The following is a 20789-nucleotide window of genomic DNA, read 5'->3' on the forward strand; positions in this document are numbered from 1 at the left end:
ATGCTTATAAAAAATATAGAACAGCGAATCAAGATCAATAAGATCGTATCCTTATCAGCCATTGTCTTTGCGGTCTTTATCGTTATTGCTGGGTTTTTCTTTTCCTACCGGATGATCCAGGATTCCCGCAGATCCATTTATGTTCTCGATAATGGGGTTCCCGTATTGGCTAAACAGACGGATGTGCTTTTGAACCGGCCCGTAGAATACAAAGCCCAGATCGAATTGTTCCACCGCCTGTTTTTCACACTGGCTCCGGACGATGCTTATATCAAGGAGAATATTCAGAAGTCATTGTATCTCATTGACGACAGCGGAAAGAAGGAATACACCAATCTCCGGGAAAAAGGATTTTACAACCAGATCGTGGCTTCCAGCTCAATGGTCAGCATTCACGCTGATTCGATCAGCCTCAATGTGGAGCAAAACAAATTTCAATTCTTCGGTAAGCAGATGATCACCAGAAAATCTTCGGTCATAACACGAAAGCTCATCACCGAAGGATTTTTTGAGGACATCATCCGAAGCCCTAACAATCCACACGGGGTGTTGCTTAAGAACTGGCGCATCATCGATAACGAGGAACTTTCCAATCAAACCAAAAATTCGTATTAAGATGAATGCTTTTATAAAACAAACCGGCAAAAAGTGGCTGGACCTCGTGGCTAAAAATCCGAAAAGGTTCTTTACCTATTCGATGATCTTTCTTTCGGTCTCATTTATAGGATCGCTGATACAGGGAATCTTCTTTCCTTCCCAAAAGACCTTTACCATTAAACCGCCTGTTCTCTATTCCAATACTGGGATAAGTCAGAATTCAGTTTCTGTCCAGAATAAGGAAATGGAAAAGATCGTTGATGAGCTGAAGTTGCTGAAAGAAAAAAAAGACCGGAATGCACTGCAAAAAGAAGACAGCCTGAGAATAGAGTTTTTGTTTAATCGATTCCAGCAGTTGAAAAATAGCCGGTAGTACCGGATAATGTTATAAAAATTAAAACGCAATGAAGAAAATAGATTTCAAACAGAAAAAATATGTGCTGCCGCTCTTAGCGCTGCCCTTCCTGCTTCTTTTCGGCTATGTCGGTGCGGAGTTTACCAAAGAGGAAAAACCCAAGGACAAGCCTAAGGAGCTTTCCCTTTCATTAGGCGAAAGCAAGGATTCGATTATGAATAAGAATGATGCCTATGATGCATTTTTCAAAAGAGATGACAACCGGACAATGCTGGAAGGACTGGATAGGGAACAGGACAGCCTGCTAAGTTATGATGACCAATTATCACTGGCTCAAAAAAGAAAAATCGATTCGCTGAAAGCAGTATCCTCAAGACAGAATCAATACCAGGGCAAAGGAAATCCTTCATCCTACTATGATTCAAAGAAAGGCAATGAGGATAAGGACTATAAAAAGTCGGCGGAAATAATCCGGATGCTCAATGACAGATCGTATGGAAATCAGGAAATTAAATACGCTGATACACCAAAAGAAAAAACACAATCGGTCCAGCCAGATCCCGTCAAATACCTAAGAGAGCAGATGCTTGTAATGGATTCGTTGGAAAAGGCCAGAGACCCGGAATACCAAAGCAAACTGGCGGCAGAACAACGGCTCAAAGCCAATAAGGAAAAGATGGAAGAATTTCTTAACTCTACCTTTAATGTCAGCAAATCAGGAATCAACAATGTGTTCAATGCATTCTATAAAGAACAGGAAAACAGCTTTATCAAGGCAGTCATTGACGAAAACAACAAAGGCTTTCTTGGCAGCCGGATAAGATTCAGACTATTGGAAGATATTTTTGTGGGCAACCGTAAAATCAGCAAAGGTTCTATTCTCTATGGGCAGATTTCCGGATTCTCCATGCAAAGGGTTGATCTTAAGATCATATCGGTGTTCACCCGGGGAGAGATTTTTCCGGTCAACCTCTCCATCTATGATGTGGATGGAATGAAAGGCCTGTATGTACCGCAAAGCGTTTTCCGCGATATGATCCGGGAAATGGGCAGCAATTCGGTTCAGGGAACGCAGATGGATGTGGGCGGACAGGGATTCTTTACCAGCATCGGTTCCAAGTTGTTTACTTCCACCTCGAAATCCATCGCTAACCTGATCAAAACCAATAAAGCCAAACTGAAATACAACTCCTATGTATTCCTGATCGATGAAAAACAGCTTAAAGAATCACAAAACCAGCAAAATAAATAAAATGATGAAAACATTATTATACAGCCTACTGCTGTTCACCGCAACATTGTTCACTGCACAAACTGCCACCCCTGAGCAGATCATTTCTGATCTGCCGGAACTTGAGATCACGGAAGGAATCAACCTGCATATGATCTCGCCTGAACCGATTCAATATGTTGACCTTTCCACCGATAGGCTGACCGGCGATCTTCCAGCCAGCAATATCGCAAGAATTAAAATTACCGATACTGGTATTTCAGATAAGGACAAGAAGAAACAATCCATCTCTTTTTTCAGCGGAGACACAGTGGGTATCATCACCGTTGTCGGTCAGTCTTTCATCGCACAGTATAAAGCGGTCTACAGAAGCCCCGACAACCTTAATACCATTACTAACATCCACATTCAGCCCGAAGCGATGCAGCCCATCGAGTTTGACAAAATGAGCTTCTCAAACCGTGAGCTAAGGAAATTTGCCTTGGACATCATTCAGAATAAGACCGATAAAAAACCAGTCAGAACAGAAAACAACCTGAATCTCAGTATGCAGCTTAACAATGTATATGTGATGGGTGATTACATCTTTCTGGATATGACCTTTAAAAATACTTCCAATCTAAGCTACGACCTGGAAGCGCTTAAGTTTTCCATTGAAGATAAGAAGATCCATAAGGCGACCAACAATCAGAGCATTGAAATGACACCGGTATTTCAGCTAAATCCTCAAAAGCACTTCAGAAAAAACCTAAGGAATATTTATGTATTTAAAAAATTCACTTATCCGAACTCGAAAGTAATGATGATACGGTTGATTGAGGAACAGCTTTCAGGAAGGACCATCGAAATGAAAGTGAACTATTCGGATATCCTTAAAGCAGACACCTTCTAGCGGAAGTTCCGCTTCCATTTTTTTAAACTCTAAATAACAAATAATGCAAGAGCAACAACATCAGATAAAGATCTACGGATTCCTGCAAAAGGCAGTTTATGCGGTCGTTGCATTGGATTGTGCTTCGCTGTTTTACCTGAATGCGGATGTTCCGGTCGTGTCTAATCTTCTGAAGAACTTCTCGAAGATGAGCTTCATTTATCCACCATTGAATGCCAAGCTGGCGACTCTGGTTTTGATAGGATTGGTTGCCATCGGGACCAGAGCAAAGAAAAAAAAAGATCTCAACGTAGCTAAGGAGATCATTGTTCCAATGGTTCTGGGACTGGTAATGATGTTCTGTTCCCTATTATGGCAGAAGGAAGCAGGAGACACCAAGCTTCCAAAAGTCTTCCCCGGGATGAACCTGTACCAGGTCATTTATGCAGTTCTCTCTTTTCTGGGTGCTGTAATTCTTCAAATGGGCGCAGACAGCATCTCTAAGTTGATGCAGCAGAAAATGGGGAAAGACCGGTGGAATGTGGAAGAGGAATCTTTTGACCAGAACAAAGAACTGGTCGATACCGATACCAGCATTAATATTCCTTATTTGTTCCGTTACAATGCAAAAATCAATAAAGGCTGGATCAATCTTAATCCTTTTCGCGGAACTATGATCATCGGAACGCCAGGCAGTGGAAAGTCATTCGGCGTGATCAATCCTGCCATCAGGCAGATGATCGCCAAAGGTTTCTGCTTGTGCATTTACGACTTCAAGTTTCCGGATCTGGCCCAGATCGCCTACTATCACTATTTGATCAAAAAAAGTAAAGAATCGGGATATAACCATCAGTTTCACGTCATCAGCCTGAACGAGGTCGAGAGATCAAAAAGGGTCAATCCTTTTCATAAAAAGTATATCCAAACACTGGCAGAAGCACAGGAAATGGCGGAATCGATGGTATCCTCACTACAAAAAGGCGGAAGCAGCTCCGGCGGAGGATCGGATGCATTCTTTACCCAATCTGCGATCAACTTCCTGTCATCCTGCATTTATTTTTTTGCCACCCTGGAAAATGGGAAATACTCGGACCTGCCGCATATTCTTTCCTTCATGAACCGTAGCTACCAGGAAATTTTTGACACGCTGTTTACCAACGAAGAAATTGGTTCACTCCTTTCTCCCTTCAAAACGGCATATGACAATAAAGCTTTTGACCAGTTGGAAGGACAGATCGGGACTTTGAAGATCTTTCTTTCCAGACTAGCTACGAAAGAAAGTTTCTGGGTTTTTTCCGGTGATGAAGTGGAGCTGAAAATTACCGACAGGGAAAATCCTTCTATATTGATTTTAGCTTCAGACCCAGGAACACAGGATATTAACTCTGCGCTGTACTCTTCGGTACTGAACAGAACGCTGCGTTTGGTCAATTCCAAGCACAATCTGCCGGGAGGCATTATTGCTGATGAGTTCCCGACCATTTATATCCACAAAATAGACAACGTGGTCGCAACAGCAAGAAGCAACAGCGTTGCCGTGTTGCTAGGGCTGCAGGAAATTCCTCAGCTCCGGCAGTTTTACAAAAAAGAAGTAGCAGACACCATATCTGCCATTGTCGGAAATATCCTTTCCGGTTCGGCCAGGGACAAGAATACACTGGACTGGCTGGAAAAACTATTTGGTAAGATTAAGCAAAAATCCTATTCCCAATCGATATCACAACAGGGAACAACGACCAGTATTAATGAGAAAATGGACCACATGATACCCGCCGGAAAAATAGCCGCATTAAAAACCGGTGAAATGGTTGGGATGATTGCTCAAGGCGAAGAAAACGATACCGACGAATACAAGACATCAGCAATTCATGGAAAGATCAATCTGGATATGAATGCCATCAACGAAGAAGAGCAAAACTACGCTCCGATGCCGGTCTACTATTCATTTTTGGATAAGAGGGGAATTAACCGCAAAGAGGAAGTACTGATGAGCAATTTCCGGAAGATCAATAAGGAAGTGGAACTCATCGTAAATGAATTTATAAAATCAGCTTCATGAAAACATTTATAACATCCTTTTTGATCGGGTTGCTTTTTTCTTTTAAATGCTCTTTGTATGGGCAATTCAACACACTGACGCTTGGATCGCCAAAAAAAACAGAGAATCTGGCCGTTGTAGAAAAGATGGAAGAGACTAAGGATTTGAAGCAGAAAAGCGACAACAGATTCTGGAAGGCTATTTTTACCACCATCTCCAAAGCAGACCTGAAAAGAGAACTGGACTCTTTGAAAACAATCATCAAAGATAATTCAGACAACAACGACAAAAAATGGAGAATACAAAAAATCCAGGACTCGTTGATTTTACAGCTGCAAAGTCAGTTGATTAATAATGAACAAAAACGATCTTTTTCTATAAGAAGCAATGACTATGAAAATGAAACCGGAGAACCAAAGTTTTCAAAGATCGCAATGCCATTAAGTAGATCTGTCTCCGTGACATCTCCTTACGGAATGAGAATACATCCAATATTTGGACAATCAAAAATGCATAACGGTATTGACCTGAAAGCCCGCTATGAGAATGTGTATGCCGTGATGGATGGTGTGGTTACCGCTGCAGGATGGGATCTCAAAGGCGGCGGAAATTATATCAAAGTAAAACATTTCAACCGTTTTGAAACAGCTTACCTGCATCTCTCGGAAATCTATTACAAAGTTGGGGAGCTGGTAAAAGCCGGATTCATCATTGCCAAAAGCGGCAATTCCGGAAACTCCACCGGTGCGCACCTGCATTTCTCAGTCAGGGAAAACGGGAAACATATTAATCCTATCCGTTTTCTCAATGACCTTACTGAAGCGAATTAGTGGCTTGCAACATCCTATCAAAATTAACAAAAAACATCATCTTATGGAACATCACAATTTACCCACCGAAGACCTCAAAACCTACGGAATAATCAATGAAGACCTGACTTTTTCAAAAAAGTTAAGCGCTGACGACATCCAAAAGTTTCTCCAAGGCTATACGATTGTCGCTGATAATGACAGGAACCGCGCTACTTTTCAGCTTACCAATAACAATACGCAGCTGAAGGTCATCTTTCTGGAACGGGACAAAAGACTTGCGGAAATTCTGGAACAAAGCAAAGAAAAAGTCCAGTACACGGACATCAAAGACCTGTCAAAGACTCCCAACGAATGGAATATCGAAAAAAAAGCATTCATCTTCGATAAGGAAAACAGCAAAACAGTGGAATTCGATTTTATTAAAAATGCCACTGAGCTCACCGCTATTATTGCCGATCAAAAGGACCTTCAGGAACTCAGCCGCTATAAAGCCGAACTGCAGAAGCTGAAAAATTACCTCCACGATAAAATCGACCAGTACCCGGAAATCGCCAAGGAAATCGCAAATGATATGAATATTGTTTCCAGGGAACTTAATGCCGTGACGAGGATAGCTGTCGAAGATAAAAGAATTAACAATAGTAATTCTGATGTTCAACTCAATGTCAATGACAGGGATATGTATGAAGATGCCAACCGGATGCGGGAAAATGAGGAACAACAGCTGGATGAGAAACGAAGATTCAGAAGATAAATTCTTTGAAAGTCTTGATGCTTTCAAAAATAATAAAACACCCTATTTCAAAAATGTAACAATGGATCTATTTGAAAATTACCATCAACTCTCCAAAGAATTGCAGGCAGTCCTGGATAAATGGCAGCAAAAAGAAGCCAGCACAGGACTTGATTATAAAGATTGTAAAGCGTTCCAGGAGGAATGTGAAGCGGTTGGCTATACCTTCGACTACCAGTTAGATGGCCAGCCTTTCGATTTACGTCCCATCAACTTGCAAAGTCCCCGATTACAAGAAGAGGATGATCATCTTCAGAATTCAGTGGCTATTAAAGCAGGAAATAATCTTAGCTGGTATGATCAATATATTACGCCGCTGTCAAGGGCTTATAAAGATTTTATAAAAGAGATGGAGCATACTTCTTCCGAGCATTTCTTCCGTGACGGAGAACGGAAATTTACCGCGCAGGAGAAAAAATTTATGCAGATTTACGCTTACAGAGACATACGAATTCTAAACGAGGCAGATCGGCAAAAATTAATTACCGATACCTGGGCGAAAGAACTGAGCAACAGGACGGAATTAAGTGCCGGTATGAGCTATGCGCAGAACGATGAAAAGCAGGCTTATCATTACCGCAAGTATGAAGCGGAAGCCGCAAAATCGGATGCAAAAGAAATACCCCATACCGAGGAGCCGGACTATGAAGAAAACAGGAAGCCGGCATCTTCCCTACCAGCGGGCTGGAATTGGTTCGATTACGATGATGGAAGCGGTTCCCTACAAAGTCCAACCGGCGGGAGTTACTATAGCTATGATCTGCAAACCCAGGAATACCACTTACCATTCGGCAAAAATGAGTGGACAGGTATGAAAGACCTTTCTGAAAATTCAGCGAGCCTGAACGAATTTAAAGTTTTCGCAGAAAATGACCTGAAAGAAAAGGCCGTACGCAACCATATATCTCCGAAGCTTTCCGAACAGGAAATTACTGATCTGCTTCATCACGATAATAGTACAAAACAGAAAAAATTTTTGCTGAAAGATCTAAACATCACCCAACACCAAAGAGAGAGCTATCAGGAAGAGATGGAATTCGGAACTACAAACGGAGACTACTCACTCACTGAACATCAATTAAGACAACTGCCGGATTTCATTGATGGCCATTATCTATCTAAGAATGATAAATACGAGTTGGCTTATGGATTACTTCAAAAACAGCAGTATGCAGAAGCCTACTCCATCTTGCCTGGCGGTGAAATTATCAAAATGTTCCTGGATGAAGAAGAGATGTCAGCATACAGGCCAATAACAATGAATGAAATACAATATAACAATCAAAATCCAAACATTATGGAAACACAAAAAGATTTCGACCAGGTACAATACCTGAAGGACCAGCTGAAATACCTCGGTTTTGGAGAAGGCGAACAGCTTCACAAAGATTTAGAAAAAGGAATTGCTGCTAAAAAACAGCAGTTTGAGATTAAAACCGGTTCCGATAAAGCATCACCCGGCAACCAGGTAGATTTCACGCTGAAATTCAACAAGACAGAAAGAGGGGGTATTTTTCTCAATGCCTACCACGCCAAACTCACAATGGAGAACAGCGAAGATCGTTCCCACAATTTTCCGGTCAGCAGGGATAATAATTTTACCGCTAAGGAAGCCATTAATCTTTTAGAGGGACGAAGTGTGAAGACCGAGTTTCTCAACCCTAAGACCCAGGAAGAAGCAACCGCCTTTGTTCAGTTTGATTTCGGTCGCCCTAAAACTGAAAAAGACAACTATTATTTTCAGAACTTCCACGAAAAGTACGGTGTTGATACAGCGAAGATCGTGGACAAAGCGGAGCTGGTATTTGACAAGCCGGAATGGAAAGACAACGCGATAAAATCTCTGGAGAAAGGAAATATTGTCAAGGTAAAATTCAAACAGGATGATTCGGTCATAGAAGGCAAAGCTGTTCTCGATCCCCAGAACCGAAACCTTAAGCTCTATGACAACGATATGAACCGGCTTAATACCAACAAGCCTTTGGAAGGGCTGGAACAGGATCATAAACACGAAAAGAATAACGTGAAAGAGCAGAGCATCAAGCGATAAGAGAAATACCTGACCCTAATTCGAAAGCGGTAGGTTTTGTGATCTGCCGCTTTTTTTTTAAATCAACACGATGAAAATAAAATTGACACGATTATCCATTGCACTGATGTTAATCCTGAGTTCCTGCCACCAAGAAATTAAATCCGAGAAAGGCGGAATTGATATTATTTCCAATGTCTATTTCAACGCTTCCAAAGGACTGGACGAGATGCAGAGTTTTCATATTTCCAAAATAAGCTATTCTGAGGATGATCTGATAGAGATCGTTCCCGACCGAAGCTTTCCGGAAATGAGTAAGCAGATTTATTATATCAATGATTCTCTATGTTATCCGATAGGCTCCGAAAGAAAAACCACCATATTATCAGAGATTGCCTTAAAACAAAAGCCATTGCTGGTGTGGCAGAAGAAAGAAGGTGCCGTATTTTCAAAAGAATGGATACCGAATTACCGCAACAGAAGAAAATTATCTGATACCATTTTGTTTGGAAAGCAGTACAAACGCTTCGAGATCAATTCGCCCTGGAACTATACCCGTTTCTATATCTACCCCACCGACACCATCCTGCCCTACTCATTGTACCGACACGCTGAACAGGATTATCACGGAAGGCTGGAACGTATCGACTCTTACAATAAAAAGAATGACATTTTTGTCACCCTCCAATTGATCCCTAGAAAAAGCTGGGATGAGTCTGCCCGGGAATTATTTGAGTTTAATCGTTTTGTAACACGCACTAAAAATGAGTGACGATTTAGAAATAAATGATGACATTACTGTCATTGAAGGAAGTAAAAATGAACTGATCCTTTTCGCAAAAAATGAGGATGCTAAGTCGTTCCAAAAACTCTTAGAGCTTAACGCGCAGTCCAATAGCAGAACCCTTGTCATACTTAATGCTGCTATTAACAGTAAGAGATTTCTTAATCGGTTTCAAAACTTTGATGGTAAGATCTTTTTGTGTCTTGAGGCAAACCGGACAGGCGATGCGGCAACACTTAAAATCCTAATGGAATTTAAGGAAAATAATATCAAAGACATCCGGAAAATGTATGACATATCCGCTAATGGAAATAAGGACCTGTCTCAATATCTTCAGAACAAATTAGATGATGTTCATAAAAACAGTAATTTAGTTACATCAAAAGAATCAGAAAATGCAGCCACTACTACTAAACCAAACGGAATATCCGACACTCAGCACCTGGAATCCGGATCTGCTGGACGAGATTCTGGAAAACCTCTGCAGGACAGCCAATCCGAGCAAACAGGAAATAACGCAACAGGACAAAATGTGGGCAGCTCAAATGCTGGAAATGGATCTTCAGGCGCAGAGCGGAGCAATCTCGCAGCCGGTGAACGAGGAAGAGGATCCGCTGACAAAACACAACCGCACGATGCTGAAGAAAAACCTTCCGTGGGCAGAATCGTATTCGGGCGAATTGCACCCAACACAGGAAGATCCGACAAACAAGTCCACAAGATAACCACTAATGTTGCAAATGCAGCAGAATTAGACGGTCTTATCTCTAAATATAAAGGTCAGAAGCTGACCAACCAGCAAGTTGCAGAAGTCGCTTCAGCAGCTTGTTTTATTTCCGAAAGCAAAGAGGTTCTTTTTAAAGATGGCATTGCCATTACCGATGAATTGAAAGACATCTGCAATCAGTTCAAAAGCGGCGGTGTCGCAAAAGAAGGTCGTGGTATTCTTGACGAGTATTACACGGATCAGAAAATCGTAGACGCCGTCCGGAACCTCATCAAGGAACAGCTCAAAAACAGGAAGGAAATAAGCGTTTTGGAACCGAGCGTGGGGACGGGCAATTTCTTGTATGCGGTCAAGGAACTTTCCTCTAATAAAACTATTTCAGCTTTTGAGATCAATGAGACCACTGCGAGGATTGCTAAAATACTTCATCCTGAAGCTACTATCAATCTCCGTTCTTTTGAATCTGAATTTATTGACGAGAAGGGAAACAAAAAAGAGCTCTCTCAGCAATACGATCTGGTTATCGGTAATCCGCCTTATGGGGAACATCGTGGTCTCTATAAAGGGTTGGGTGAGGAACCGAAACTTTCCAAATATGAAGATTATTTTGTCAAGCGCAGCCTTGATGTTCTGAAAGACGACGGAGTCCTGGCAATGGTCCTCCCATCCGGCTGGCTCAATCGCAAGAAAGATCTTGAAGATGCTGAACTGCTTAAAGCCTTCCGCTTACCAACCGGAGCTTTTGCGGGAACACAGATCGGAACAGATATCGTTATCCTTAAAAAGTCCTCGCAAATAATCAAGCATAATATCTCCGATTACTTTGAAAAAAATCCGGAAAACATTTTGGGCGAGATTCGTGAGAAATCGAATCGTTTCGGCCGGATGGAACTTTATGTCCACGGAACTTTGGACGATGCATTAGCCAGGCTACAAAGGCTTGAAACAAACAAGCAAACCGAAAGGATCGGGAATCTTTTTGAAGATCTGTTGTCAGAGCCTCCAAAACAAACGGTAAATCAGCATTCTATTCCTTTGCAAAACAAAGATAAAACCGAATCGATTTCTGAAGGTATAGCTGATCCGGAAAAAAATGATGTCAGCTATAACGAAGTCCGGGAAAAGATTGAAACTGTTCTTTCTAAGCTTAATACCGTAAAATTTAAATCGCCAGCTGTTCTGAAAGAAATTGATAAGTACAAAAAGCTGCAGTCCGAGATAGAAGAACAACCAGGCAAATTTTCAAAGGACAGAATTAATGAAATTCTGAAAAAAGCAGATCGGTTTATTAGTTCCCATAAAGATAAAAACACGGAATACAGGGTTCAGACGAAACCTGAACTTAAAAAAGGAATCTTAAAATATCTATTCTCCAAGGCTGACGATGTTGTTAATACTTCAATTCAAAACAGCTCCGATATTACTCAGGAACAAATTGATGCCTTCCGGGATACCAATTATGATGGCACATTGAACAATTATGGGAAACATTATCAATTCGCTAATTACTTTGATGGTAAGTGGGTTCACGATTTTTATTATGGAGAAGGAAATATTTATTCTAAGCTTGAGCAGCTGGAGATAGATTTCAAGGATAAATTGGCTGTCGGAGGAACTGAAGACCAATATAACAAGCAGCTGAATCTCCTTCTTAATGTGCTTCCTAAGCCAAAAACCTTTGATGAGATTTTTATAAGCCCCAATCACGAGTTCGTCCATCAATTTGCATTGGGACAGGTAGAAAAAGAACGGTACAACTACAATACTAAATCAAATGAAGTCGTTGTAGTGGATTATAATCTGGCTGAAAAATTTAAAGATTTTGTCGGGACTTTAGCGAGTGATGCCTTTCAGGGTTCTTCAGCCTGGGAGGTGCGTCAGTTTGTCGATAATGAGACCGTAACGGGAAGTGATAAGGAACGAAATGCTTTAGTCCGGGACAGAAGAAAGGCTGCAGCCAACGATCTCTTTCAAAAATTTATCCTGGAAGAATTATCGGATGAGCTTAGGGAACGGTTTGTTAAGGATTTTAATAGAAATTACAACAATATCTACGTTCCGGACTATTCCAGATTCCCCTTGTTTTCTAAAATCTATAAGAACTTCAAAGGTTCAGAATTAAAATTAACCGAGGTTCAGAAAGCAGGCATTGGTAGACTGACAACGAAAGGTGTTGGCTTGCTGGCACACGAGGTAGGATTCGGAAAAACACTTTCGGGTATCCTATCGATGCACGAAGCGATGGAGCGGGGAAATTCCAGGAGGCCGTTGATCGTAGTTCCCAACGACAGCATACTGAAGCAATGGGTGGAAACCATTTTTGAAACAATACCCGATGCGAAGGTCAATGTGCTTGGCAATCTGGGTAAGGATTATGATCTTTCAAAATTTGACAACAAGGACGGAGAAATTACCATCGTTACCTATGAAGGCTTCAACAACATTGGTTTCTCGGAAAGCATCACCCAGGATCTGGCATCAAAGTTCTCATATATCTCCGAAAGCGAACTTCGTAGCGTAAATTCAATTAGTGAACGGGATTTTCAGAAGGAATTAGAGAAGGGCAAAGAGATCGAGGGTAAAATGAAGCGCGGGAAGATCTATGACTGGGAAGATTTCGGCTTTGACCATCTGACTTTTGATGAAGTCCACAATGCCAACCACATTGTCGGTAAGGTTAGAATTGAGGATCGAAGATTTTCTTCGGATTTCAGAAGCCAGAATCAACAGACATCCAAGCTGGGGATCAATACCTGGATGGCAGCACAATATATTCAGGAGAAATACGACGGAAGAAATGTTACCCTGCTTTCAGCAACACCTTTTACCAATAAACCGCTGGAATACTATTCCATATTATCGCTGATCGCCAATAAACGGCTTGAAGAATCCGGCTATTTCAATGTCAATACCTTCTTTGAAACTTTTATGGAGGCGGATACCGATATGGAGATTGATGCGAAAGGTGATGTAAAGTTTAAAGCCAATGTCCGCCGGTTCAAGAACAATTCTTTGTTTCAGCAGCTTCTGTCTGAATTTATTGACATCAAGGGTGAAGAGGATAATCCAGAATTGATCCGTCCTAACAAGATCAACAAAGAATACAAGATTGAGCAAAATGAGCTGACTCGCGAGCAATATGATCTATTGACCGAGAATTTCAGCGAAACAGAAAAAGGAGCAATTCTCACTCACATTCTGAATGCAAGGCTGATTGCTATTTCGCCGTATTTATCGCCTTACTATGAAGGAGAATTTCCATCCGTAGAAGAATTTATTGAAAACTCACCGAAGCTCAACGAAACGATGAACCTCATCCGGCAGAATAAAATAGACATTCCGGACGCCGGGCAGATCATTTATTCGGAGTTAGCTGTTTCGGAATTTCCACGGATGAAAGAATACCTGGTGACGAATATCGGTTACAAGCCCGACGAAATTGGTATTATTACTGGCGCAACATCCAAGCCTCAAAGGATATCGATTCAGAATGATTTTAATTCGGGAAAAATTAAAATCATTATCGGCAGTGAGGCCATTCAGGAGGGAATGAATCTCCAGGAAAACACAACAGATCTGTACCTCCTTTCCCTACCCTACAACTTTACGACCTTAAGGCAAGTGGAAGGCCGTGCCTGGCGGCAGGGAAATAGGCACGAAAATGTCAGGGTAAATTTTATGCTTACCAATGACAGCATTGACGTTTTTATGCTGCAGAAATTACAATCAAAGCAAGCCAGATACCTGGAAGCAATGAAAAAAGGAGCGGATGTACTGGACATCTCTGATATCAGTACGCAGGAACTTAAAACTTCTATTATCACAAATCCTGAAACACGGGCTAATATTGAAATTGAATTGCTGAAAAAGAAGATCGAGAGTGAGAAAAATAAGCATCTGGCGGATATTGCCTTCGTCCTTAGAAAACAGGAAGATTTTCTAAAAGTGAAGGAGATGGTAACCAAGGCTGAACAATCTTATAATCGAATTTTAAGCTATACTCAAAATCCAGACGAAAATACCGATTACTGGAAGAATCAACTTCCATCTTACCAGAAAACGATTGACCTGGCTAAAGCGGAAGTTCAGAAAACAATCGAGCTCTTAGGTGAAAAGGGGGTTAATGTTGCAGAAATAGAAATTCAAACTAAAAATACGGAAGAGAAAATTGCTGAATTAGATAAAAAATTAGAAAATCTTCCTGAGATTAAACAACATTTAATTACAAAATATAATATAAAGAACGAGATAACATTGAGTTCGAAGCAAAAAGTCAGTGTCATACAAGAAAGATCTCAAGAAAATTTAAGAATATTTGTAACGACCGATAAAAAATTAAGTCTTAACAATTCTGCAGCTCCTCTGCGAAATGAAGAAGGAAATGGGTTAAGGCTAAATACTATGGTTTCTAGAAAAAGATAAATCAAACTTGGTGGCAGCTAATTATTTCAAAAAAGGTGGTAATCCTAAATTTTGTGAACTAAAATTTATACTAGCATTTTTGTAAAGGTATTTTTTTACCTTTAGAAAGAAGATTATATACATTAAAAAAATTACCTGATGATCCAACAAACACATCAAATCAGTTTTCATTTTTTCGACGTAGGAGGTAGAGATGCTATTTATATAAGATTTTTAGGCTCTGATTCCTATTGGCATAACATATTGGTCGATGGCGGGTATGGGAAGGAATATAAAAATGCTTTCGGACCTTTAATAAAAGATCTAATATCAAATAATGAGAAGATAGACAACTGGATTATCAGCCATGTTGACCGTGATCACATTGGAGCAGTACTGGGCTTTGTGAGAGATATTAAAATCTTGGATAAGCATGAAGTTGTAAAGAATTTTTTGTTTAACCATTCACCTGAAGTAATACAGGCTTCTAACGGCAAGATTTCAGTAGGTGATGGTATTAAATTTAGAGATTATCTTTCTGAAAAAAATCTCCTTTCGACAGTTCCAATTAATACTAAAACAATTCCTGTTGAATGCTCTGGATTTAAAATGACCTTCCTTTCACCAACCCCTGAAAAGGAAGCTGCAGCAAAAGAGTTATGGAGGGTGGAAGAAACTAGTGGTAAAATAGGCAGACCAGAAGACAAATCGGATCACAAAAAAACGATAGAAGAACTAAAAACTGCCAAATTTATTGAGGATACAGACCCTATCAATGGCAGCTCCATTTCTTTACTAGCTGAATTCGGAGACTTGAAAGCCTTATTGCTCGCAGATAGTCATCCTTCTGATGTAATTGACAGTCTTTCTGCTTTGGGATATTGTAAAAAAAAACCAATTGAAGTTGAATTTATGCAATTGTCTCATCATGGAAGCAAAGCAAATACAAGTTCTGAACTTTTAGAAATAGTAAATACCAAATGTTATGTTGTAACGGGAAACGGCATACATAACAGACATCCGGATAAGGAAGCAATTGTAAGATTATTGACAAAGGACAAAAGAAGTTCAGAAATTTTAAACATTCATTTTGCTTGCGACACAAAAGATTTAAGAAATATTTTTGATGTGGATGTAAATGCATGTGATAATCATAAATTTGAGTGTAGTTATGCGGAATTAGGCCCTGAAAGTAAAACACTTGCCTATTTACCATTAAAAGATAATGTATGAAAAAAAATATACAACAACTTGCAGCTGTTAAAATATCCAGCAATAAGGAGGTAAGTACAGCAGTAATATATTTTCCGGATCCAGATGTAGAATATGTTTATGTTCTTACGGCCAAACATTGTTTAACAGGAAAGAATTTTGATAAAGAAATAATTAAAACGGGAATCGTTTTGGATGAGATTTTTAATGAAGAAACATCAACATTCCATTCTTATACTTTAGTTGATACAGATATTGTCTTGGTGTCTGAAAGCGATGAAGAAGATATGGCATTATTGATTTTGCCAAAAGAAGATATTATCTCACTTACCGGCAAACAATTTTTTTGCCAAGTTATCGATACTAATCAATCAATTGAAAACTATCAAATAAGAGGATTTGCGAGTTTTAATAATCAAGATAAGGATCGTTATTTTCCCTTAACATTTAATGAGGATGAGAAAGCAGACCCAAAGCACTTCTCTCTTAGGTCAGAAGAACCTTTAGATACCTTTGATGCAAGAGCATTGGAAAATGTTAGTGGACTATCCGGCAGTGGAGCTTATTCCATACTTTATGATAATGTTTATCTTACAGGAATTATCCATAATTATGAAGATAAAGACATTTTTATAGCAACAAAAGTATTGGCTTATAATAAATTATTGAATAAGGTAGATAACTTTCTACCCATCCCTTTAACAGTGCCAGAGACTAATAAGGAAGTTGTCAGCAGCTATTCAGAAATGGAAAAGAATGAGAAAAAGACCATCGAAAAAACGAATGAAACAGTAGGTGATTTTAACGTGCCACGTGACAATACAAAGCTTTTGCAATCTTTAAAGAATAATAATTTAATTGTGGTTCATGGAAAACCAGGAGTAGGAAAGTCGGCTTTGACCAAATCAGCGGTATCGAATTTAAAGCTATCAGGTGATCACACTATCTTAACATTTACAGCTGAAAATCTTTATTGTGAAACATTAAGCGAAGCTTTAAAGAATTCAGGATGCAATGCAAGTATGGAGCAAATTCTTGATAGTCCATTGTCTAACAAATATTTTTTATTTTGGATAGAGAGTTTTGAAAAATTATTGGAGTCCGGAAAATTTGGGGCATTTAAAGAATTACTCCAGGTACTTAAAAAAAGTAAACATGCTGGGGTAGTTTTAACAATGCGGGATTACCTTATCCAGAATTTTAGAATTAATTTTTATACTGAGCTGCCTGATAATATAAGCTATTTACAAGTGGATGAATTTAATGATCAGGAAATTGCAATGATTCGCGAAAGGTTTCCCGAACTCAATTCTTTACTTGATAATCCTAAAATTAACCATTTATTACGTACTCCTTATTATTTAGATAAAGCTTTAAGAATCTTACCAGTACTTTCAGGGGAAGAAGCTTTAGATGAAAAGCAGTTTAAAATTTTAATGTGGAAGCATATTGTGGAAAATAATTCCACAAAGCGTGGGAATGTTTTTTCCGATATTTGTGTAAAAAGAGCGATTGAAATGACTCTTTTTACAACTTATACCGCAGATGAAGAAATAACCAATGAACTTGTTCGCGATAATATTCTCCAATTTGATAATACGGCGGATGAACCTTCATTTTGCCCATCTCATGATATGCTGGAAGACTGGGCTTTAATTAGATATATACGAAAGCAAAAATCTATATCCACTAGCGCCAAAGAGTTCCTTCTTACATTGGGTGTTACACCCTCACAGAAAAGAGCATTTCGGTTGTGGATGGAAGAACTCTATATAAGCGAGCCTGAAGAGTCAATTACTTTTGTACATGAACTTCTTAATGACCGTGATTTATCACAAACTTGGAAAGATGATTTACTAATTGTTTCTCTTAGATCTCCTCACGCAAATATTATCTTAGATAGTTTAAAAGATCAATTTCTGCATAATTCAGGCAGCTTGCTTGAAAGAATTATTTTTTTACTTCAGACAGGATGTAAAAAGATGGATCCAACTAAAAGAGACTTTGATCACTTACTTCCAGCAGGAAATGGATGGGATTACATTATAAATCATATTAAGGATAATTTTTCTGAATTAATAGAAATTCCTGGATTTGAAACAAAATATCTTACATTGATAGTTTCGTGGTCTGCACAGCTAAAAGAGTTTAATCAAGATATGCTTCCATCTGGTGCAAAAAGCGCTGCGTTTCTGCTGGAAGATTTTATATATAGATCTCAAGCAGTAAAATCAACGGGATATTTTAGAAAGGCTGATTATTCTTATCTCAAAATTTACCTAGATATTCTTTTTAAGTTGACTGAAGCAGACACCGTATTAGTTGGTAATTTAATTCAGTCATGCGTAAATCCACAAGAAGCTGATACGAGATGGACGAACCAAGCTATTTTATCTAAGGTTAGAAATTATATTATTAATGGTTTGACCTCTGATCAGATATGCCGTTTCTTTCCAGACGAAGTTCTGAAAATGGCAACCGAAAAGTGGGCTAAGAAAGTTATACCTCGCTCAAAGGGTCATTTCAGCGGTTGGTACGACAAAAAACCAAAACATAACGATTTTGGATTAGATAAAGATTTGGACTATGACTATGAATTCCCAAGCGGTTATCATACTTTTTTTTACTGGATGTTTTTATATCATCCAGTACAGGCACTTGATTTTATCGTTCCATTCTTGAACACAGCCTTTGACTACAACTGGAAGATATTGTCTGCAGATGATGATGGATTAGAAGAAATTAAGATTAAATTTGAGAACGGTACAGAGAAAACGTACTACGGTACCACTTACTACTGGTCAATGTATAGAGGATTTAATGTTGATAATCGAGTTTTAACCTCTTTATTAATGGGATTAGAAAAATCTTTGTTAGATTTAGGAGAAAAAGATTTAAAAACTGTACAAAATTATCTGAAAAGGCTGATCTTGGAATCCAATAACGTTGCCGTACTAGGAATTGTTTCAAGTGTTATTCAAGCATATCCGTCTGTGCTAGATGAGTATTCTGTCTCTTTACTCGGAATTCCTATTTTTTTTGAATGGGACTCATCCAGATCAACATCGGAAATGATAGATAGTTCATTTTATCCGGATGATGATTTTGAAAAGAGAGAACGTATAACGGAAAACAACAGATTCCATCGTAAAAAATATTATGTTGGTTTGGTTGGTTTTGTAGCACACTATATTTTTTATGAGCGAAAGCTTAATGATCTTCTTTTTAAACAGATAGATAGTATGTGGGAAAATCTGCATCAAGATAACATTGGTTTTAAGAAGTTTTTATTTGACATGGATGCTCGCAAATATGCCATTAAAATAGTGGAAGAGCAAGGAGAAAATAAGCTTATACAATTAACCCCTGGTTATGATACAGAAACTATGCAGATGGTTAGTAGCTTTGGGCAAGAGGAATATCCTCCTGTAAATGCTGTGTGGGCTAGAAATGCTTATAACAATGTAACGATGTCCAATCACAATTATGAAACTTGGAAAATCGGTTATGAGTACATACTAAAATTAGAAGGTAAACCACATTTCATGGTTACACCTATAACTATGGCAGCAGTTGCGTTGCGTGATTTCGCAGATAATCTTTTACCGGATGAGCTATCATGGTGTTGCGAAACCGTTATAAATCTTGGTGAAAATAAACTTTTAGATAAAGACGCTTATCCAATGAATCTAGATACGGTGGATAGTGATCCTGGTTTAAGAGGTTTATCGTATATGTTTAAGTATAATCTTGATGTTTCATTTCAATTGAAAGTAAAGGAACTGATTATGCGCTTACTGTTAAAGGAAATGGACAAAAGGGATCGTCTTTCACTATCAGCAGGTATATCTCATGACTTACCAGTTTATCAGCCAGAATTCGTAGAAAATTGTTGGTTTGGATTACTTGAATTTGCTAGGAAAAAGAAACATCTCAATCAAGAATATAAAAGAAAAAAAGCCCAGTATAACCGGGAAGAAATAACATTAGAACAGTTAAATGAAACAGATCACGATTGGTTTGAAAAACTAGTGATGTCAGTGCTTTCAGGAACAATCACTGCTCCAGAAACAAATAATACTTCATTAGATATGGCAACACACTGGCTTCTAGACGAAGCTGTATGTATTATCCCCTGGAAAACTGATGTTCCTGAACAACATCAATTTATACAGGAAATTTTAAAGATGCATCTGGAATACTTAAACGATCAAAAAGTAGATAGTTATTCTGATTACCTTGACAGTAGAAGTGTATTTATATTTTTTTATCCAAGATATCTGTTAAGTCAGCCACTTGAGTTTTCGAAACCTCTTTTTACTTCTATTTTAGATTTAACAGTAAGCGTTGAGCAAAAAATAAAAACGGATAAATCTCAAGAATTTATTTTTAAACTAGTCAAGGAGTTTATTTTGGCAAGAGGAATTGACTTAGGAAAGTTTTGGGCACTTTGGGAGGTTTTGAAAGATTGGTCTTTGAAGAATATGAATGGTACCTTTTTTCCTTTTTTATTATTAGATATTGACTGGAAGGATAGTGTAGAGAAATGTAGCTTTATCGAAGGCAGACATTTGTTTTATAAAGACTTGATTACAAATTGGGGATTTAACAGAATTAATTCTTCAATAAGATTCTTAAACGGTATAGCTTTTTATAATTATATGCCTGAATCTATATCGTGGATTGCACTGATGCTTAAAACGGAAAAATCTGTAGAAGCAGATTATAATCTGCTAAATAATTTCATTGAAAAAGCTTTTTACAAATACGGTGCAAAGATAAAACGAAACAGAAGTGCCTTGAAAGATTTTCTATTTATCCTAGATTTTCTAATTGCGAAAAGCTCCACCAAAGCTTATATGCTAAAAGATGAGTTGCTTCAATATAAATAAATTATATAATTTTTTGCCTGCGTAAAAATAAGGTCGGAAAATAACTT

Annotated in this window: 12 protein-coding genes; all 12 read left to right on the forward strand. The window is 38.7% G+C overall.

Annotated elements, in window-relative coordinates:
* The 12 genes from traK to MKS83_RS14440 all read left to right on the forward strand — a co-directional run bounded on the left by traK (position 1) and on the right by MKS83_RS14440 (position 20742).
* On the forward strand, positions 1-615 hold the full coding sequence (gene traK / locus MKS83_RS14385) for a conjugative transposon protein TraK (RefSeq protein WP_078797577.1): 615 nt from the start codon (positions 1-3) through the stop codon (positions 613-615).
* Between the two features lies 1 nt (position 616).
* Entirely contained in the window at positions 617-970 is a 354-nt protein-coding gene (locus MKS83_RS14390) for a hypothetical protein (protein ID WP_078797578.1), read from the forward strand.
* A gap of 31 nt (positions 971-1001) precedes the next feature.
* Positions 1002-2204: a conjugative transposon protein TraM gene (gene traM, locus MKS83_RS14395; RefSeq protein WP_240580224.1), complete on the forward strand. Its 1203-nt coding sequence runs from the start codon at positions 1002-1004 to the stop codon at positions 2202-2204.
* A 4-nt stretch (positions 2205-2208) separates the two neighbouring features.
* Positions 2209-3075, forward strand: coding sequence for a conjugative transposon protein TraN (gene traN / locus MKS83_RS14400; protein WP_078797588.1), 867 nt, complete (start codon positions 2209-2211; stop codon positions 3073-3075).
* A 43-nt stretch (positions 3076-3118) separates the two neighbouring features.
* Positions 3119-5113 (forward strand): type IV secretion system DNA-binding domain-containing protein, encoded by a 1995-nt coding sequence (locus tag MKS83_RS14405; protein WP_240580226.1) that lies wholly within the window; start codon positions 3119-3121, stop codon positions 5111-5113.
* On the forward strand, positions 5110-5922 hold the full coding sequence (locus tag MKS83_RS14410) for a M23 family metallopeptidase (RefSeq protein ID WP_090001570.1): 813 nt from the start codon (positions 5110-5112) through the stop codon (positions 5920-5922). Before MKS83_RS14405 ends, MKS83_RS14410 begins: the two co-directional genes overlap by 4 nt.
* 43 nt (positions 5923-5965) lie before the next feature.
* On the forward strand, positions 5966-6658 hold the full coding sequence (locus MKS83_RS14415) for a hypothetical protein (RefSeq protein ID WP_240580227.1): 693 nt from the start codon (positions 5966-5968) through the stop codon (positions 6656-6658).
* Positions 6588-8747, forward strand: a complete 2160-nt coding sequence (locus MKS83_RS14420; RefSeq protein ID WP_240580228.1) for a hypothetical protein — start codon at positions 6588-6590, stop codon at positions 8745-8747. Before MKS83_RS14415 ends, MKS83_RS14420 begins: the two co-directional genes overlap by 71 nt.
* 70 nt (positions 8748-8817) lie before the next feature.
* Positions 8818-9498 carry a hypothetical protein gene (locus tag MKS83_RS14425; RefSeq protein WP_090001572.1) on the forward strand — a complete coding sequence of 227 codons (681 nt, stop codon included), beginning with the start codon at positions 8818-8820 and terminating at the stop codon, positions 9496-9498.
* Positions 9491-14659, forward strand: coding sequence for an Eco57I restriction-modification methylase domain-containing protein (locus MKS83_RS14430; protein ID WP_240580229.1), 5169 nt, complete (start codon positions 9491-9493; stop codon positions 14657-14659). Before MKS83_RS14425 ends, MKS83_RS14430 begins: the two co-directional genes overlap by 8 nt.
* A gap of 138 nt (positions 14660-14797) precedes the next feature.
* Complete coding sequence (locus tag MKS83_RS14435; RefSeq protein WP_240580230.1) at positions 14798-15871, forward strand: ComEC/Rec2 family competence protein; 1074 nt, start codon at positions 14798-14800, stop codon at positions 15869-15871.
* Entirely contained in the window at positions 15868-20742 is a 4875-nt protein-coding gene (locus MKS83_RS14440; protein WP_240580231.1) for a hypothetical protein, read from the forward strand. The genes MKS83_RS14435 and MKS83_RS14440 overlap by 4 nt, the downstream gene beginning before the upstream one ends.
* The last annotated feature ends 47 nt before the right edge of the window (positions 20743-20789 follow it).

The organism is Chryseobacterium sp. Y16C (genome assembly GCF_022488405.1).
Taxonomy (GTDB): domain Bacteria; phylum Bacteroidota; class Bacteroidia; order Flavobacteriales; family Weeksellaceae; genus Chryseobacterium; species Chryseobacterium geocarposphaerae.

Coding starts and splice junctions, on each gene's coding strand:
- MKS83_RS14420 (WP_240580228.1), top strand. CDS start 6,588: ATGAAGATGCCAACCGGATGCGGGAAAATGAGGAACAACAGCTGGATG.
- MKS83_RS14440 (WP_240580231.1), top strand. CDS start 15,868: ATGAAAAAAAATATACAACAACTTGCAGCTGTTAAAATATCCAGCAAT.
- MKS83_RS14410 (WP_090001570.1), top strand. CDS start 5,110: ATGAAAACATTTATAACATCCTTTTTGATCGGGTTGCTTTTTTCTTTT.
- traN (WP_078797588.1), top strand. CDS start 2,209: ATGAAAACATTATTATACAGCCTACTGCTGTTCACCGCAACATTGTTC.
- MKS83_RS14430 (WP_240580229.1), top strand. CDS start 9,491: ATGAGTGACGATTTAGAAATAAATGATGACATTACTGTCATTGAAGGA.
- MKS83_RS14390 (WP_078797578.1), top strand. CDS start 617: ATGAATGCTTTTATAAAACAAACCGGCAAAAAGTGGCTGGACCTCGTG.
- MKS83_RS14405 (WP_240580226.1), top strand. CDS start 3,119: ATGCAAGAGCAACAACATCAGATAAAGATCTACGGATTCCTGCAAAAG.
- MKS83_RS14435 (WP_240580230.1), top strand. CDS start 14,798: ATGATCCAACAAACACATCAAATCAGTTTTCATTTTTTCGACGTAGGA.
- traK (WP_078797577.1), top strand. CDS start 1: ATGCTTATAAAAAATATAGAACAGCGAATCAAGATCAATAAGATCGTA.
- MKS83_RS14415 (WP_240580227.1), top strand. CDS start 5,966: ATGGAACATCACAATTTACCCACCGAAGACCTCAAAACCTACGGAATA.
- traM (WP_240580224.1), top strand. CDS start 1,002: ATGAAGAAAATAGATTTCAAACAGAAAAAATATGTGCTGCCGCTCTTA.
- MKS83_RS14425 (WP_090001572.1), top strand. CDS start 8,818: ATGAAAATAAAATTGACACGATTATCCATTGCACTGATGTTAATCCTG.